This window comes from Rhizobium sp. 'Codium 1', from assembly GCF_020889605.1.
Classification (GTDB): Bacteria; Pseudomonadota; Alphaproteobacteria; order Rhizobiales; family Rhizobiaceae; genus Allorhizobium; species Allorhizobium algae.
Map to the genome: position 1 here is coordinate 531,727 of NZ_JAJGPW010000002.1, position 17,182 is coordinate 548,908.

A 17,182-nucleotide genomic window follows, 5' to 3' on the forward strand; every position below is an offset into this window, starting at 1 on the left:
GATGGCACAAAAGACGGCAGCGGAGCTTTCCCCGCCAGACCCGCCGAAAAGCGAGGCCCACACGGCCGGCTATCGCGCGCTGGCGGGCGCTGCCGACGAGATGCTCGATACACAGGGCAATGTGCGGCCTGTCTGGCAGGCGCTGGTCTCGGCCATCGACACGATGCCGGAACACGAGCTGCACGAACGATTCGCCCGGGCCGATCGCTACCTGCGTGATGCCGGCGTCTTCTACCGCGCCTATGGTTCTGGCGGATCGAGCGAGCGGGCCTGGCCCTTCTCCCATATCCCGGTGATAATCTCGGATGCCGAATGGCAGGCTCTGGGCGAAGGTCTGGTGCAGCGCGCAAACCTGCTGGAAGCCGTTGTTGCTGACATCTACTCTGAAAACAGGCTCGTGCAGGAAGGGTTCCTGCCGCCGCAGTTGATCGCCTCCAATCCCGAATTCCTTCGGCCGCTCGTTGGCATCAAGCCGGCCGGTGGCCACTATCTGCATTTCTGTTCGTTCGAGATCGGCCGTGGCCCTGACGGCAACTGGTGGGTTCTCGCCGACCGGACCCAGGCCCCGTCCGGGGCCGGCTTTGCGCTCGAAAACCGGGTCGCGACGGCACGCGCCTTCTCCGACATCTATGCCGAGACGCATGTTCATCGCCTTGCCTCCTTCTTCGGCGCCTTCCGCAAGGCGCTGCAGGCACGCACCCGCAACAGCGATGAACGCATCGCCGTGTTGTCGCCGGGCCCGGCCAACGAGACCTATTTCGAACACGCCTATATCGCCCGCTATCTCGGCATCATGCTGCTCGAGGGTGAGGATCTGACCGTCGTCAACGGCCGGGTGATGGTCAGAACCGTCGCCGGCCTCAAGCCCGTCAGCGTGTTGTGGCGCCGCCTCGATGCCGCCTTCGCGGATCCGCTCGAACTCGATCAGAATTCCTATATCGGCACGCCCGGCATGGTGGAGGCCTTGCGCAACGGCGCCGTCACCTTCGTCAATGCACTCGGCTCCGGCATTCTCGAAACTCGCGCGCTGCTTGCCTTCATGCCCACCCTCTCGCGCCATCTGCTCGGCGAAGAGCTGAAGCTGCCCTCGGTCGCCACATGGTGGTGCGGACAGAAGGCAGAACGCGAACACGTGGCAAATCATCTCGACCGCATGGTCATCGGTTCGGCCTTCTCCCGTCTGCCCTTCTTCGACGACGGCGGGCGATCCGTGATGGGATCACGCTACAAGGACCCACAGGGACGTACCACCGCCGAGTGGCTGGAAACGGAAGCCGGCAATCTTGTCGGCCAGGAAGTGGTGACCCTGTCGACGACACCGGCCATCGTCGATGGCAAGCTGACGCCGCGACCAATGTCGCTGCGCGTCTTCGCCGCCCGCACGAAAAATGGCTGGCAGATCATGCCGGGCGGCTTCGCCCGCATCGGCAGCGGATCCGATGTCTCGGCGATTGCCATGCAGTCCGGCGGCAATGCTGCCGATGTCTGGATTGTCTCCGACAAGCCGGTCGACCGAACGTCCCTGCTGCCGGACGAGGAAACGTTCACCCGCAACATGCCCGGCAGTCTGCCGAGCCGGGCTGCCGACAACCTCTTCTGGCTCGGCCGTTATATCGAGCGCGGCGAAGGTGTCTTGCGCATCATGCGCGCCTGGCATGCGCGCTATGCCGAGAGCGCCAATCCGGACCAGCCGCTGCTCGCCTTTGTCAGCGAGTATCTCTCGAACATCGACGTCGACACCCAGTCGGGCGTGCCGGAAAGCCTGCTGCGCAACATCGACAGCGCTGTTTATTCCGCGAGCAACATCCGCGACCGCTTCTCTCCGGATGGATGGCTGGCACTGAACGACCTGTCGAAGACCTCCAAGCGCTTCCACGAGAAGGTCAAGCCGGGTGACGACGCGGCGCATGCCATGACCATCCTCCTGCGCAAGCTCGCGGGCTTCGCCGGTCTCGTGCACGAAAACATGTACCGTTTCACCGGCTGGCGCTTCCTGACGATCGGCCGTCTGCTGGAACGCTGCCTGCACATGACCCGCCTGCTTGGCCACATGACCGGACCGGACGCTCCGGATGGCGCGCTCGACATGCTCCTGGAGATCGGCGACAACGTCATGACCCACCGCCGACGTTACAACGTCTCGACGGCACGCCTGACGGTGACCGACCTCCTCGCACTCGACCCTCTCAACCCGCGCTCGATCCTCTTCCAGCTCAACGAAATCCGCATCGAAGTCGAGCAACTGCCGAACGCCATGGTCAACGGCCAGATGTCGAGCCTTTTTCGCGAAGCCATGCGTCTGCATTCGGGCCTGGCGGTCATGACGCCAGAGGGCATGTCGGCCGAGGTCTACACCAATCTGGAGCGGGAACTGGAGAAGTTCTCCGACATCCTCGCCCAGACCTATCTGAGCTGAGGCCATGCTCTACGACCTCTCGCTCCATATCGGCTATCGCTACGAGGTCCCGGCCACCGGGGCCCACCATATGCTGCGCCTGCTGCCTCTGTCTCTGCCGGATCGCCAGCGGCTCATCGCCGGTGCCATAAAGGTAACGCCGGAGCCCGACGAGATCACGACATTCAACGACTTCTTCCGCCATCCCGCGAGCCACGCCATCCTGCGCGGACCCCATGAAAAGCTCGACATCCGCATGCAGGCCCGCGTCCTGGTTCAGCCCCAGCCGATGACCGCCGACTTCTCGCCGCTGCTCGACAGCCTTCCGCAGGAGATAGCCGAGACCTGGTCGCTGGACGCCGAATCGCCGCACCATTTCCTCGGCACCAGCCCGCGTCTGCCCCGCGACAAGGCGATCTCGGCCTATGTGCAATCCATGCTGAAGCCGAGCATGACCGTGCGCCAGATCGCCGAGACGCTCTGCAGCCGCATCCACAAGGACTTCAAATACGATGCCGAGGCGACCACCGTCGACACGACGCCGGCGGAGGCCTTCGCAAGCAAGCATGGCGTCTGCCAGGATTTCTCCCATGTGATGATCGTCGCCCTGCGCAGCCTGGGCATTCCCTCGGGCTATGTCAGCGGCTTTCTGCGGACCATCCCGCCTCCTGGCAAGGAGCGGCTGGAGGGTGCCGACGCCATGCATGCCTGGGTGAGGGTCTGGTGCGGCAAGCTGACCGGCTGGCTGGAACTCGACCCGACCAATGACATCGCCGCCGGAACGGACCACATCGTGGTTGGCTACGGGCGCGATTACGCCGATGTGGCACCCGTCATCGGCGTGTTGAAGAGCTATGGCAGTCATCAGACGGATCAGGCGGTGGATGTCATTCCTGTCCGGCAATAGGGCAATAGAGCATCGTTGCATCGAATTTTAGCGATCAGCTTAAACGGATCGCAACAGGTCCCGGTCTATAACCTTCCAAACGCTGATGTTGGATGGACATGATGACGAAACCTGACAGACAGAAAAAATCGATCGTCTCCCGATTCTTGAGCGACCGGGCCGGCAATTTCGGAATTACGACCGCCATAATCATTCCGGTCGTCGCCGCGACCGCCGGGGTTGCGATGGACTATAACAGAATGGTCCAGGTGCGCGCTGCCCTGCAGGACTCGGCCGATTCCGCCGTTCTCTCGGCAGCCAACGCGCTGGCCAAGAACGACAACCTGTCGGACGAGGCCGCTCTCGAACTGGCGCGCAAGTTCATGAAGGCCCAGTTCTACAATGTCGTTCCGGGCGCCAGCGGTGACAGCTCCGACATCCCCGCCGACGAGGACCCGCTTGCAGGCGCGGTCGGTAACGTCGAGCGAAAGTCCAGCTCGTCCGGCAAGACTTTTGACGTGACCCTGTCGACATCCTACGTCATGCCGACCAATGGCTTGACCGGCCTTCTGGGCTGGAAGGAAGTGACACTGGGGGTTACGGCCTCGGCCCAAGCCACCACCGAAAGCAAAAATGCCCTGTCGATGTATCTGGTGCTCGACCGTTCCGGATCGATGGCCTGGGATACCACGATGGTGAACGAGGCACAGCCGACCAAGACCGTTTATTACAGCTGCGGAAACAAGAAAACCTGCAGCTACCAGGCGACCAACTACGTCGTCAAAATCGATGCGCTCAAACTGGCCGTTGCCAATCTGACGACGCAGTTGACCACGGCTGACCCCGAGAGCAAGTATGTTCGCACCGCGGCAGTCGCGTATGAGGCAAAGATGTATACCCCTGCTTCATTCAATTGGGGCAGCGCGCATACATTGAGTTATGTTCAGGCGCTCGTGGCCAGCGGCGGAACGGACTCGTCCGATGCGATGGCCCGTGCCTATACCGACGTCATAAAGTCGTCCGAGGACACGGCGCACAAGAACAAGAATGGCCAGGTTCCGAGTAAGTTCATCGTCTTCATGACCGATGGCGACAACAACCAGTCGAGCGCCGACACGAAGACCAAGGCGACCTGCGAGAGCGCCAAGAAGGCCGGCGTGGAGATCTTCACCGTTGCCTTCATGGCCCCGAGCAAGGGTCAGGCGCTCCTCGAATACTGCGCGACAAGCACGTCGCACTACTACGACGCACAGGATGCTGCCGAGCTGGTCGCGGCTTTCAAGGAGATCGGCGACAAGGCTGTACAGGCCTCGACCCGCCTCACCAACTGACCACATCCAAAACGTTTTGGATTTTTCTGAAAATTCGACCGCAGTCATCTCGACTGCGGTCTTATCGTATGTTCGCAATGTCGGGATAAAAGAATAAATTCAAGAATTTGCACGCCATGCTGCGCGCTTGAACAATTTTCTCCGCGCCCGCTCGCCGCTGTTGCAACTGTTCCATTTCGATGCGTAAACTGCCGTCCCAGGGTTCGGCGCCTGCGATTGCATCGGAGCCGCCCGGAGAAACGAGCAACGCCAGGCGGACCGATGATCAAGACTCCCCACAAAGTCGACCTTCCCCTTCCCAAGCGCGAAGTTTCCGATCCGGACGCCTTGGCCGGCGAGATCATGGAAAAGCTGACCTACAGCATCGGCAAGGATGCCAAGGTCGCCACACCGCATGATTGGCTGACCGCCACCATTCTCGTGGTCCGCGACCGCATCATCGACAAGTGGATGGAATCCACCCGCAACACCTACATGAACAACGGCAAGCGGGTTTATTATCTCTCGCTCGAATTCCTCATCGGCCGCCTGCTGCGCGATGCGATGTCGAACCTCGGCCTCATCGACGACATGCGGCTTGCCCTCCAGTCGCTCTCTGTCGAATTCGACGTGATCGCCGGCCTCGAGCCGGATGCAGCCCTCGGAAATGGCGGACTTGGACGTCTGGCGGCCTGCTTCATGGAAAGCATGGCAACGGTCAACATCCCCGCCTATGGCTATGGCATTCGTTATGTCCACGGACTGTTTCGCCAGCAGATGGCAGAAGGCTGGCAGGTCGAACTGCCGGAAAGCTGGCTCGCCCACGGCAATCCCTGGGAATTCGAACGCCGCGAAAGCTCCTATGAAGTCGGCTATGGCGGCACGGTCGAGACGACAGAAGGCCCCGACGGCGAGCCCCGTTACGTCTGGAAACAGGGCGAGCGCGTCATCGCGACCGCCTTCGATACGCCGGCTGTCGGCTGGCGCGGCGAACGTGTCAACACGCTGCGCCTGTGGTCGGCGCAACCGATCGACCCGATCCTGCTCGACGCATTCAACGCCGGTGACCACATCGGCGCTCTGCGCGAGAGCAACAAGGCCGAATCCCTGACCCGGGTCCTCTATCCGGCCGATGCGACATCTGCCGGTCAGGAACTGCGCCTGCGCCAGGAATTCTTCTTCTGTTCGGCCTCCCTCCAGGACATTGTCCGCCGCCACCTGCAGCAGGGCAACACGCTCGCGCAGTTGCCCGACAAGGTCGCCATCCAGCTCAACGACACCCACCCGGCCGTTTCCGTCGTCGAACTCATGCGCCTCCTGGTCGACGTCCATGGCGTCGCCTTCAACGACGCATGGGAGATTTGCTCCAAGACCTTCTCCTACACCAACCACACACTTCTGCCCGAAGCGCTGGAAAGCTGGCCCGTGCCGCTCTTCGAACGCCTCCTGCCGCGTCACATGCAGCTCGTCTATGCAATCAATGCCAAGATCCTGCTCGACGCCCGCAAGAACCGTGGCTTCACCGACCACGAGATCCGTCAGATCTCGCTGATCGACGAAAGTGGCGACCGCCGCGTGCGCATGGGCAATCTCGCCTTCATGGGCTCCCACTCGATCAACGGCGTATCGGCTCTGCATACCGAGCTGATGAAGGAGACGGTCTTCTCCGATCTTCACAAGCTCTATCCGACGCGGATCAACAACAAGACCAACGGCATCACCCCGCGCCGCTGGCTGATGCAGTGCAATCCGGATCTGACCGACCTGATCAAGGAAGCGATCGGCCCCGAATTCCTCGATGACGCCACCAAGCTCAAGGGCCTCGATGCCTTCGCCGACGACGCTGCCTTCCAGCAGAAGTTCGCGGCGGTGAAATTGGCCAACAAGCAGAAGCTCGCGAGCCTCGTTGCCAGTCGCATGGGCATCAAGCTCAATCCGCACGCGATGTTCGACATCCAGATCAAGCGCATCCATGAATACAAGCGCCAGCTCTTGAACATCATCGAGACGGTCGCCCTCTTCGACCAGATCCGCTCGCATCCGGAACGCGACTGGGTACCACGCGTAAAACTTTTCGCCGGCAAGGCTGCACCCAGCTACCACAATGCGAAACTGATCATCAAACTGGCCAACGACGTCGCGCGTGTCATCAACACGGATCCGTCGGTCCGCGGCCTCCTCAAGGTCGTCTTCATTCCCAATTACAACGTCTCTCTCGCCGAAGTCATGGTACCGGCCGCCGACCTCTCCGAGCAGATTTCCACGGCCGGCATGGAAGCGTCGGGAACCGGCAACATGAAGTTCGCGTTGAACGGTGCATTGACGATTGGAACGCTCGACGGCGCCAATGTCGAAATGCGCGATCATGTCGGCGAGGAGAACATCGTGATATTTGGAATGACCGCAGACGAGGTCGGTCGCGTGAGAGCCGAGGGGCACAATCCGCGCGCCGCGATCGATGCGTCGCGTGAACTGCAACAGGCCTTGTCCTCGATCGCATCGGGCGTCTTTTCGCCTGATGACCGCGACCGTTATGCCGAGCTGATGCAGGGCATATACCAGCATGACTGGTTCATGGTTGCCGCCGATTTCGACGCCTATGCCAAGGCGCAGCGTGAGGTGGACGACATCTGGACTGATACTTCCGCCTGGTATTCCAAGACCATCCGCAATACCGCGCGCATGGGCTGGTTCTCGTCGGACCGCACCATCCGGCAGTACAACGCGGACATCTGGAGAGCTTGATGGCAAAATCACCGAAGAGGAGCGGTGACGAAGCGAAGCCGCACACACCGTCGGCAACGGAAATCGAAGCAATCATCCACGGATCCCATGGCGATCCCTTTTCCTTTCTCGGTGTCCACGAGGCCGGCGAAGGCTACCTCGCCCGCTGCTTTATTCCCGGCGCCGAAACCGTGGTCGCCTACAATCTCGCCGGTGAAGAGATCGGCACGCTGGCCCGGCATCACGATGCAGGCTTCTTCTCGGGTGCTGTGAAGCTTGCCGGTGTCCTGCCGGTGCGCTATCGGGCCACGCGCGGCGACGCCGAATGGACAGTGACCGATCCCTACAGCTTCTGGCCCATTCTCGGGCCGATGGACGATTACTTCATCCGCGAAGGCTCGCACTTGCGCCTCTTCGACAAGATGGGCGCCCATCCGATGAAACATCAGGGCGTCGATGGCTTCCACTTCGCCGTCTGGGCTCCCAATGCGCGACGCGTCTCGGTCGTCGGCGACTTCAACGACTGGGATGGTCGCCGCCACGTCATGCGACTGCGCCGCGACACCGGAATCTGGGAAATCTTCGCGCCCGACGTGCGCGCCGGGTCCACCTACAAGTTCGAGATTGTCGGCCCGCATGGCGAACTTCAGCCATTGAAAGCGGATCCCTATGCCCGCCGTGCCGAACTGCGGCCGAAGAATGCCTCGGTCACAACGCCGGAACTGGAGCAGGTCTGGGACGACGAGGACCACCGCAAGCACTGGTCGAGTATTGACCAGAGGCGCCAGCCGATCTCCATCTACGAGGTTCATGCGGGCTCGTGGCAACGCCGCGACGATGGCTCGATGCTGTCCTGGGACGAAATGGCGGCTCGGCTGATACCCTACTGCATCGACATGGGCTTCACCCATATCGAATTCATGCCGGTCACCGAGCACCCCTATGATCCCTCCTGGGGATACCAGACGACGGGGCTCTACGCGCCGAGCGCCCGCTTCGGCGAACCGGAGGGTTTCGCCCGCTTCGTCAACGGCTGCCACAAGGTCGGCCTCGGTGTCATCCTCGACTGGGTGCCGGCGCATTTTCCGACGGACGCGCACGGGCTCCGCCACTTCGATGGTACCGCGCTCTATGAGCATGCCGACCCGCGCCAGGGCTTCCACCCGGACTGGAACACGGCGATCTACAATTTCGGCCGCCAGGAAGTCCTGTCCTACCTGATCAACAATGCCCTTTACTGGGCCGAGAAATTCCACCTCGACGGTCTGCGCGTCGATGCCGTCGCCTCGATGCTCTACCTCGATTATTCCCGCAAGGAAGGCGAATGGATCCCAAATGAGTATGGCGGTCGGGAAAACCTCGAGGCCGTGCGCTTCCTCCAGCAGATGAACCACCATGCCTATGGCAGCCACCCCGGCATCATGACCATTGCGGAGGAAAGCACCTCCTGGCCCAAGGTCTCGCAGCCCGTCCACGAGGGTGGTCTCGGCTTCGGCTTCAAGTGGAACATGGGCTTCATGCACGACACTCTGAGCTATTTCGCCAGGGACCCGATCTATCGCAAGCACCACCACAACGAACTGACATTCGGTCTGCTCTACGCCTTCTCGGAAAACTTTGTCCTGCCGATTTCCCACGACGAAGTCGTGCACGGCAAGGGTTCGATGATCGCCAAGATGCCCGGCGACGACTGGCAGAAATTTGCCAATCTGCGCGCCTATTACGGATTGATGTGGGGCCATCCGGGCAAGAAACTGCTGTTCATGGGCCAGGAATTTGCCCAGTGGGGCGAGTGGTCGGAGGAGCGCTCGCTCGACTGGAACCTGCTCGATTACGCGCCTCATGAGGGCATGCGCCGGCTCGTTCGCGATCTGAACTTCACCTACCGCTCGAAAGCGGCACTGCATGCGCGCGATTGCGAAGGTGAAGGGTTCGAATGGATCGTCGGCGACGACCAGGAGAATTCGGTCTTCGCCTGGCTGCGCAAGGCGCCCGGCGAAAAGCCGATCGCCGTCATCTGCAACCTGACGCCGGCCTATCACGAACGATACGAATTGAGCTTGCCTGCGGCCGGCCGTTGGCGTGAGATAATGAATACCGATGCCGAGATATATGGCGGCAGCGGCAAGGGTAATGGTGGCCGCGTGGAGGCGCATGCCACGGGAAGCGGATGGGCGAGAGCAGGTCTGACCCTGCCGCCGCTGGCCGTGATCATGCTGGAATTGGAACAGTAAGGGGAGGATACACATGACGGAAAAGAAAACAAAAAGCCTGTCACGCGACGCCATGGCCTATGTGCTGGCCGGCGGTCGCGGAAGCCGCCTCAAGGAGCTGACGGACCGCCGCGCGAAGCCCGCCGTCTATTTTGGTGGCAAGGCCCGCATCATCGACTTTGCCTTGTCCAACGCCCTCAATTCCGGCATTCGCCGCATTGGCGTGGCCACCCAGTACAAGGCGCATTCGCTGATCCGCCACATGCAGCTCGGCTGGAACTTCTTCCGCCCTGAGCGCAACGAAAGCTTCGACATCCTGCCGGCATCCCAGCGCGTCTCGGAAACCCAGTGGTATGAAGGCACCGCCGACGCCGTCTTCCAGAACGCCGACATCATCGAATCCTATGCCCCGGAATACATGGTCATTCTCGCCGGTGACCACATCTACAAGATGGACTACGAGCTCATGCTCCAGCAGCATGTGGACACCGGCGCCGACGTCACGATCGGCTGCCTCGAAGTGCCGCGCATGGAAGCCGTCGGTTTCGGCGTCATGCATGTCGATGCCACCGACAGGATCATCGACTTCGTCGAAAAGCCCGCCGACCCGCCGGGCATTCCCGGCAATGAAGACTGCGCGCTCGCCTCGATGGGCATCTATGTCTTCAACACCAAGTTCCTGATGGAGTTGCTGCGCCGCGACGCCGCCGATCCCGACTCCAGCCGAGACTTCGGCAAGGACATCATTCCCTATGTGGTAAAGAGCGGCAAGGCTGTCGCCCACCGCTTTGCCCAGTCCTGCGTCCGCTCCGATTTCGAGCGCACCCCCTACTGGCGCGATGTCGGCACGATCGATGCTTACTGGCAGGCCAATATCGACCTCACCGACATCGTCCCGGAACTCGACCTCTACGACAAGACATGGCCGATCTGGACCTATTCGGAAAACACTCCGCCCGCCAAGTTCGTCCATGACGACGAGGGGCGACGCGGCTCGGCGATTTCCTCGCTGGTCTCGGGGGATTGCATCATTTCCGGCTCTTCACTGTACAAGAGCCTGCTGTTCACCGGCGTTCGCGCCAATTCCTATTCCCGTCTCGAAGGTGCGGTCGTCCTGCCCAAGGTGCAGATCGGCCGTCATGCGCGTCTCACCAATGTCGTGATAGACCATGGCGTGGTGATCCCCGAAGGGCTCATCGTCGGCGAGGATCCGGAAATGGATGCCAAGCGCTTCCGCCGCAGCGAAAACGGGATATGCCTCATCACACAGGCAATGCTCGACAAACTGGGTTAGACATATTCATGAAGGTCCTCTCGGTCGCCTCCGAACTCTATCCTTTGATCAAGACCGGAGGCCTCGCCGACGTTGCGGGCGCGTTGCCGATCGCGCTCGCCGCCCGTGGCGTCGACACGAAAACCCTTATTCCCGGTTACCCAGCGGTGATGAAGGCCGTCAAGAAACCGAGAAAGGTCCACGAATTCGAGGATATCCTCGATGAGCGTGCGACCCTGCTCGAGGTCCGCCACGAGGGTCTCGACCTGCTCATCCTCGACTGCCCGCCGCTCTACGAGCGATCGGGCGGTCCCTATCTCGACAGTCAGGGCCGTGACTATCCGGACAATTGGAAACGCTTCGCTGTGCTTTCCAAGGTGGGCGCGGAGATCGCCTCCGGCGCGCTCCCCGGCTTCAAGCCGGATCTGGTTCACGTTCATGACTGGCAGGCGGCCCTTGTGCCCGTCTACATGCGTTATGCCGAGGCGCCGGAAGTCCCGAGCCTGATCACGATTCACAACATCGCCTTCCAGGGCCAGTTCGGTGCGACAGTCTTTCCCGATCTCGGCCTTCCGGAACATGCCTGGCATGAGGCGCTCGAATATTACGGCACCATCAGCTATCTGAAGAGCGGCCTCCTCACGGCACACGCACTTTCGACGGTCAGCCCCTCTTATGCCGATGAAATCCTGACGCCCGAATTCGGCATGGGCCTTGATGGCGTGATCGCCAGCCGCGCCGACGACCTCTATGGCATCGTCAACGGCATCGATGCCGATGTCTGGAACCCCTCGTCCGACCCGCTGCTGGCGAGCCACTATTCGGCCACGTCATTGAAGAAGCGCGCGGGAAACAGGGCAGCCCTTGTCGAGCGTTTCGCCTTTGACGGCGATGATGGTCCGATCTTCTGCGTAATTTCGCGCCTCACCTGGCAGAAGGGCCTGGACCTCGTGCCAGAGGTGATCGACGAAATCATCGATGCCGGCGGAAGGCTCGCGATCCTCGGCTCTGGCGACAGCAGCATCGAGTCCGCCTTGCAGACCGGCGCCACGCATCACCGCGGCCGCGTCGGCATGGTGCTCGGCTACGACGAGACGCTCTCGCATCTGATGCAGGCGGCATCCGATGTCATCCTCGTACCATCACGCTTCGAGCCCTGCGGCCTGACCCAGCTCTACGCACTGCGCTACGGCTGCATTCCCCTTGTCGCCCGCACCGGCGGCCTTGCCGATACCATTGTCGACGCGAATGAAGCAGCGCTTGCCGCCGGCGTCGCGACCGGCATCCAGTTCGCGCCTGTGACCACGGACGCCTTCCGCCGCGCCATCCGCCGCACGCTCAGGCTCTACCGTGACCAGCGCCTCTGGTCGCAGATGCAGAAGCAGGGCATGAAGTCGGACGTCTCCTGGAACAGGAGCGCAGCCGCCTATGCCGATCTTTATCAACGCCTCGTCGCGAAAGGCCAGTAATCGATGATCTCGACCGTGTCCACGAAACCGTATGCGGACCAGAAACCGGGCACATCCGGCCTGCGCAAGAAGGTTCCGGTCTTCCAGCAGGAGAACTATGCGGAAAACTTCATCCAGGCGATCTTCGACAGCCTCGAAGGCTTTGAAGGCCAGACGCTGGTGATTGGCGGTGACGGTCGCTATTACAATCGCGAAGTCATCCAGGTGGCACTGAAAATGGCCGCCGCCAATGGCTTCGGCAAGGTCATGGTCGGAAAGGGCGGCATACTGTCGACCCCAGCCGCCTCGCATGTCATCCGCAAATACAAGGCCTTTGGCGGCATCGTGCTGTCGGCCAGCCACAATCCCGGCGGCCCGACCGAAGACTTCGGCATCAAATACAATATCGGCAATGGCGGCCCGGCTCCGGAAAAGATCACCGATGCGATCTTTGCCAGAACCCGCAACATCGACAGTTACAAGGTCGCCGACGTCGCCGATATCGATCTCGACATGATCGGTGCCTTCGATCTCGCAGGCATGACGGTGGAGGTGATCGATCCGGTTGCCGACTATGCCGACTTGATGGAAGCCCTGTTCGACTTCCCCGCCATCCGTACTCTGATTGCAGGGGGTTTTCGCGTGGTGATCGACAGCATGAGCGCCGTTACCGGCCCCTATGCCGTCGAAATCCTTGAGAAGCGCCTTGGGGCGCCTGCCGGTTCTGTTCGCAACGAAATCCCCCTGCCCGACTTCGGCCACCACCACCCGGATCCGAACCTCGTGCACGCCAAGGAACTCTATGACGATGTCATGAGCCCCGAAGGTCCCGACTTCGGCGCTGCTTCCGACGGCGATGGCGACCGCAACATGGTCGTCGGCAAGGGCATGTTCGTTACCCCCTCCGACAGCCTTGCGATGATCGCCGCCAACGCCACATGTGCGCCCGGCTACAAAAACGGGATTGCCGGTATCGCCCGCTCGATGCCGACAAGTGCCGCCGCTGACCGCGTCGCGGAAAAGCTCGGCATCGGCATGTATGAGACACCGACCGGCTGGAAATTCTTCGGCAATCTGATGGATGCCGGCAAGGTCACCGTCTGCGGCGAAGAAAGCTTCGGCACCGGCTCCGACCATGTGCGCGAAAAGGACGGCCTCTGGGCCGTGCTCTTCTGGCTCAACATCGTTGCTGCCCGCAAGCAGAGCGTGAAAGAGATCGTCGAGACCCATTGGGCCGAATACGGCCGCAACTACTATTCCCGCCACGACTACGAAGGCGTCGATACGGACAGTGCCAACGCCCTCGTCGCGGCCCTCCGGGCAAAGCTCGACAGCCTGCCCGGCACTGCAATCAACGGCCTGACCGTCAGCGCCGCCGACGACTTCGCCTATCACGACCCGATCGACCACTCCGTCTCGAAGAACCAGGGCATCCGCATCCTTTTTGAAGGCGGCAGCCGCATTGTCTTCCGCCTCTCCGGCACCGGCACCTCGGGCGCCACGCTGCGCCTCTATGTCGAGCGCTACGAACCCGACACCAGCAGCCACGGCATCGAGACGCAGGCAGCACTTGCCGATCTGATCGTGGCAGCCGAGGAAGTGGCCGAGATCAGGCGCTACACCGGCATGAATGAGCCGACTGTCATCACCTGATCCCAGCGATCTTCTCGCGCAGTGAAACCCCGGAGTCTTCGACACCGGGGTTTTTCTTTGGCAGTGGCACGCCCCCAATTGACTCTGCCATCATATCCACTATTCTGGATATATGGATGAAAAATCGACTATAGCGGCGCTGGCCGCCCTGGCCCAGCCGACCCGCCTCCAGACATTTCGTCTGCTCGTGGCGCATGAGCCGGATGGTATTCCCGCCGGAGAACTCGCGCGCCTGATCGGCGTACCGCAAAACACCATGTCGGCGCATCTGTCGACATTGTCCCAGGCCGGCCTGGTCACGGGCGAGCGCCAGAGCCGCTCGATCCTCTACCGCGCCGATCTCGATCGCTTTCGCGCCGTCGCCCTATACCTGCTCAAGGATTGCTGCGGCGGCAATGCCAGCCTCTGCCAGCCGCTGATCGACGATCTCGCCTGCTGCAGCCCTCCACTTCGACCCCCACATCCAAACTGAGAGACCGGCCATGTCCGACAAGATCTACAACGTGCTCTTCCTCTGCACCGGCAATTCCGCCCGCTCGATCATCGCCGAAGCGATCCTGAACCGTCTCGGCCAGGGCAGGTTCAAGGCCTATTCTGCAGGCTCCCAGCCCAAGGGTGAAGTTCATCCCTACACGCTGCAGCTTCTGAAGGGCATGAATTACGACACGAGCTTTGCTCGCTCGAAGAACTGGGACGAGCTTGCCGTACCGGGCGCACCGGAACTCGATTTCGTCTTCACCGTCTGTGACAATGCCGCCGCCGAAGCCTGCCCGGTCTGGCCGGGCCAGCCGATGACCGCCCATTGGGGCGTACCAGATCCGGCTGCAGCCGAAGGCACCGATAGCGAGAAGCATTTCGCCTTCGCCGACGCCTATCGCATGCTCAACAACCGCATTTCGATCTTCGTCAGCCTGCCGATGATGAGCCTCGACAAGCTGTCTTTGCAGAAGCGCCTGAACGAAATCGGCAAGGCGACCGACGCTGCAAGCTCCAATCCCGAGGTCGCCTGAACATGTCCACGTTTGAACGCTACCTGACCCTCTGGGTCGCATTGGCCATTGTCGCTGGCATCGCGCTTGGCTCCCTGTTTCCAGGCCTTTTCCAGCTCATTGGTTCGGCCGAGATCGCCAAGGTAAACCTGCCGGTCGCCGTGCTGATCTGGTTGATGATCATTCCCATGCTGATGAAGATCGACTTCGCCGCCATTCGCGAGGTCGGCACGCATTGGCGCGGCATGAGCGTTACCCTCTTCGCCAACTGGGCGGTGAAGCCCTTTTCCATGGCGGTTCTGGGCTGGATCTTCATCGGCTGGCTCTTTGCGCCCTTCCTGCCCAGTGACCAGATCGACAGCTACATTGCCGGCCTGATCCTCCTGGGGGCCGCGCCCTGCACCGCCATGGTCTTCGTCTGGTCGAACCTGACACGAGGCGATGCCCCCTTCACCCTGACCCAGGTCGCCCTCAACGATGCCGTCATGGTGCTGGCATTCGCCCCGATCGTTGCCATCCTGCTCGGGGTTTCCTCGATTATCGTGCCGTGGGATACGCTTCTGATCTCGGTCGCCCTCTTTATCGTCGTCCCCGTCATCGTCGCACAGATATTGCGCCGGGCGCTTGGCCGCGGCGATGGCCGTGCCCTGCAGCGCTTCCAGGACAATATCCAGCCGCTGTCGATTGGTGCACTTCTCTTCACTGTGGTGCTGCTCTTTGCCTTCCAGGGCAATCAGATCCTCGCCCAGCCGATCGTGATCGCGATCCTCGCTGTGCCGATCTTCCTGCAGACCGTCTTCATCTTCGGCTTTGCATATCTGGCAAACCGCATGACCGGTGAAGCCCATTGTATTGCCGGACCCTCCGCGCTGATCGGCGCTTCCAACTTCTTCGAACTGGCAGTCGCCACTGCCATCAGCATCTTCGGCTTCAATTCGGGTGCAGCCCTTGCCACTGTTGTCGGCGTCCTGATCGAAGTCCCCGTCATGCTGATCCTGGTTGCAATCGTCAATCGCAGCAAGCCCTGGTACGAGGCCGGCAGCGCCGTGACCGCCCGAACCGCCACGCAAGCAAAGGCCTGAACATCCATGACCGTCACCATCTACCACAACCCCGCCTGCGGCACCTCGCGCAACACGCTGGACCTCATCCGCCATGCCGGCATCGAGCCTGTTGTCATCGAATATCTGAAGACCCCGCCGAGCAAGAAAGACCTCGCAACCATGATCGCCGCTTCGGGCCTTTCCGTGCGCCAGGCAATCCGCGAAAAGGGCACGCCCTATGAGGAACTCGGCCTTGCCGATCCGGCCCTTTCGGACGACCAGCTGCTCGACGCAATGATCGCGACACCGATCCTGATCAACCGCCCGCTCGTGGTCACCGACATGGGCACCCGCCTCTGCCGTCCCTCCGAAGTGGTCCTCGACATTCTGCCATCAGACGCTTTCACCGCCGCCTTCGTCAAGGAAGATGGCGAGGCCGTGCTCGATGCGGAGGGCAAGCGCATTGTCTGATGGAGATCCCAACCTGCCGGCCGCCGATCTCGATCACCTGCGCATGCCGGATCTGGAGGCGCTGCGGCAACCCTTTTCCACCCACAAGCCGCGCATCCTGATCCTCTACGGTTCGCTGCGCCAGGTTTCCTTCAGCCGTTTCCTGGCAATGGAAGCCAAGCGCCTGCTGGAGCATTTCGGGGCCGAGGTGAAGGTCTTCGATCCCTCCGGCCTGCCCCTGCCCGACGATGCACCCGTCAGTCATCCCAAGGTGCAGGAGTTGCGTGACCTATCCACCTGGTCCGAAGGGCAGGTCTGGGTGAGCCCCGAGCGTCACGGCACGCTGACCGGCATCATGAAGGCACAGATCGACTGGATTCCCTTGTCCGTCGGCGCCGTCCGTCCGACCCAGGGAAAGACGCTCGCCGTCATGCAGGTCTCTGGCGGCTCTCAGTCGTTCAATGCGGTCAATGCCATGCGTCTGCTCGGCCGCTGGATGCGGATGATCACCATTCCAAACCAGTCCTCCGTCGCCAAGGCATGGCAGGAATTCGACGGCAACGGACGCATGAAGCCCTCGTCCTATTACGAGCGCGTCGTCGACGTCTGCGAGGAATTGATCAAATTCACGCTGCTGACACGCGACATCTCGGATCACCTTACCGATCGCTACAGCGAGCGCAGGGAAGCAGCCGTGAAGGGTGTGAACCTCAAGGCAATGTAAGCACAGCTGCTCTGGCCGAAAAACGCTCGCCTGCTATGGTTCGGCAAGGCGAGCGAATCAACCGGACCATGGGG

13 protein-coding genes are annotated in these 17,182 nt (G+C 61.5%); all 13 read left to right on the forward strand.

Annotated elements, in window-relative coordinates:
- Window position 1 precedes the first annotated feature (1 nt).
- The 13 genes from LJE98_RS07700 (at window position 2) to arsH (ending at window position 17,108) form a co-directional block, all read left to right on the forward strand.
- A complete protein-coding gene (locus LJE98_RS07700; protein ID WP_229574575.1) occupies window positions 2-2,416 on the forward strand; it encodes a circularly permuted type 2 ATP-grasp protein in 2,415 nt (804 codons plus the stop codon).
- 4 nt (window positions 2,417-2,420) lie between these two features.
- Window positions 2,421-3,302: a transglutaminase family protein gene (locus LJE98_RS07705; protein ID WP_229574576.1), complete on the forward strand. Its 882-nt coding sequence runs from the start codon at window positions 2,421-2,423 to the stop codon at window positions 3,300-3,302.
- A gap of 98 nt (window positions 3,303-3,400) precedes the next feature.
- The gene (locus LJE98_RS07710) at window positions 3,401-4,612 is read left to right on the forward strand and encodes a TadE/TadG family type IV pilus assembly protein (RefSeq protein ID WP_229574577.1); all 1,212 of its coding nucleotides are present in this window, start codon (window positions 3,401-3,403) and stop codon (window positions 4,610-4,612) included.
- 261 nt (window positions 4,613-4,873) lie between these two features.
- Window positions 4,874-7,336, forward strand: coding sequence for a glycogen/starch/alpha-glucan phosphorylase (locus LJE98_RS07715; protein WP_229574578.1), 2,463 nt, complete (start codon window positions 4,874-4,876; stop codon window positions 7,334-7,336).
- Entirely contained in the window at window positions 7,336-9,549 is a 2,214-nt protein-coding gene (gene glgB / locus LJE98_RS07720; RefSeq protein ID WP_229574579.1) for a 1,4-alpha-glucan branching protein GlgB, read from the forward strand. Before LJE98_RS07715 ends, glgB begins: the two co-directional genes overlap by 1 nt.
- 13 nt (window positions 9,550-9,562) lie before the next feature.
- Window positions 9,563-10,822, forward strand: a complete 1,260-nt coding sequence (gene glgC, locus LJE98_RS07725) for a glucose-1-phosphate adenylyltransferase (protein WP_229574580.1) — start codon at window positions 9,563-9,565, stop codon at window positions 10,820-10,822.
- An 8-nt stretch (window positions 10,823-10,830) separates the two neighbouring features.
- Window positions 10,831-12,270 carry a glycogen synthase GlgA gene (glgA, locus tag LJE98_RS07730; RefSeq protein ID WP_229574581.1) on the forward strand — a complete coding sequence of 480 codons (1,440 nt, stop codon included), beginning with the start codon at window positions 10,831-10,833 and terminating at the stop codon, window positions 12,268-12,270.
- Window positions 12,271-12,273: 3 nt separating this feature from the next.
- Window positions 12,274-13,902: an alpha-D-glucose phosphate-specific phosphoglucomutase gene (locus LJE98_RS07735; protein ID WP_229574582.1), complete on the forward strand. Its 1,629-nt coding sequence runs from the start codon at window positions 12,274-12,276 to the stop codon at window positions 13,900-13,902.
- A 112-nt stretch (window positions 13,903-14,014) separates the two neighbouring features.
- A complete protein-coding gene (locus LJE98_RS07740; RefSeq protein WP_229574583.1) occupies window positions 14,015-14,374 on the forward strand; it encodes an ArsR/SmtB family transcription factor in 360 nt (119 codons plus the stop codon).
- A gap of 10 nt (window positions 14,375-14,384) precedes the next feature.
- Complete coding sequence (locus tag LJE98_RS07745; protein WP_229574584.1) at window positions 14,385-14,912, forward strand: arsenate reductase ArsC; 528 nt, start codon at window positions 14,385-14,387, stop codon at window positions 14,910-14,912.
- Between the two features lie 2 nt (window positions 14,913-14,914).
- Window positions 14,915-15,973, forward strand: coding sequence for an ACR3 family arsenite efflux transporter (gene arsB, locus LJE98_RS07750; RefSeq protein WP_229574585.1), 1,059 nt, complete (start codon window positions 14,915-14,917; stop codon window positions 15,971-15,973).
- A gap of 6 nt (window positions 15,974-15,979) precedes the next feature.
- Window positions 15,980-16,405 carry an arsenate reductase (glutaredoxin) gene (gene arsC, locus LJE98_RS07755; RefSeq protein ID WP_229574586.1) on the forward strand — a complete coding sequence of 142 codons (426 nt, stop codon included), beginning with the start codon at window positions 15,980-15,982 and terminating at the stop codon, window positions 16,403-16,405.
- Complete coding sequence (gene arsH / locus LJE98_RS07760; protein WP_267498968.1) at window positions 16,380-17,108, forward strand: arsenical resistance protein ArsH; 729 nt, start codon at window positions 16,380-16,382, stop codon at window positions 17,106-17,108. The genes arsC and arsH overlap by 26 nt, the downstream gene beginning before the upstream one ends.
- The last annotated feature ends 74 nt before the right edge of the window (window positions 17,109-17,182 follow it).

Coding starts and splice junctions, on each gene's coding strand:
- LJE98_RS07700 (WP_229574575.1), top strand. CDS start 2: ATGGCACAAAAGACGGCAGCGGAGCTTTCCCCGCCAGACCCGCCGAAA.
- LJE98_RS07705 (WP_229574576.1), top strand. CDS start 2,421: ATGCTCTACGACCTCTCGCTCCATATCGGCTATCGCTACGAGGTCCCG.
- LJE98_RS07710 (WP_229574577.1), top strand. CDS start 3,401: ATGATGACGAAACCTGACAGACAGAAAAAATCGATCGTCTCCCGATTC.
- LJE98_RS07715 (WP_229574578.1), top strand. CDS start 4,874: ATGATCAAGACTCCCCACAAAGTCGACCTTCCCCTTCCCAAGCGCGAA.
- glgB (WP_229574579.1), top strand. CDS start 7,336: ATGGCAAAATCACCGAAGAGGAGCGGTGACGAAGCGAAGCCGCACACA.
- glgC (WP_229574580.1), top strand. CDS start 9,563: ATGACGGAAAAGAAAACAAAAAGCCTGTCACGCGACGCCATGGCCTAT.
- glgA (WP_229574581.1), top strand. CDS start 10,831: ATGAAGGTCCTCTCGGTCGCCTCCGAACTCTATCCTTTGATCAAGACC.
- LJE98_RS07735 (WP_229574582.1), top strand. CDS start 12,274: ATGATCTCGACCGTGTCCACGAAACCGTATGCGGACCAGAAACCGGGC.
- LJE98_RS07740 (WP_229574583.1), top strand. CDS start 14,015: ATGGATGAAAAATCGACTATAGCGGCGCTGGCCGCCCTGGCCCAGCCG.
- LJE98_RS07745 (WP_229574584.1), top strand. CDS start 14,385: ATGTCCGACAAGATCTACAACGTGCTCTTCCTCTGCACCGGCAATTCC.
- arsB (WP_229574585.1), top strand. CDS start 14,915: ATGTCCACGTTTGAACGCTACCTGACCCTCTGGGTCGCATTGGCCATT.
- arsC (WP_229574586.1), top strand. CDS start 15,980: ATGACCGTCACCATCTACCACAACCCCGCCTGCGGCACCTCGCGCAAC.
- arsH (WP_267498968.1), top strand. CDS start 16,380: ATGCGGAGGGCAAGCGCATTGTCTGATGGAGATCCCAACCTGCCGGCC.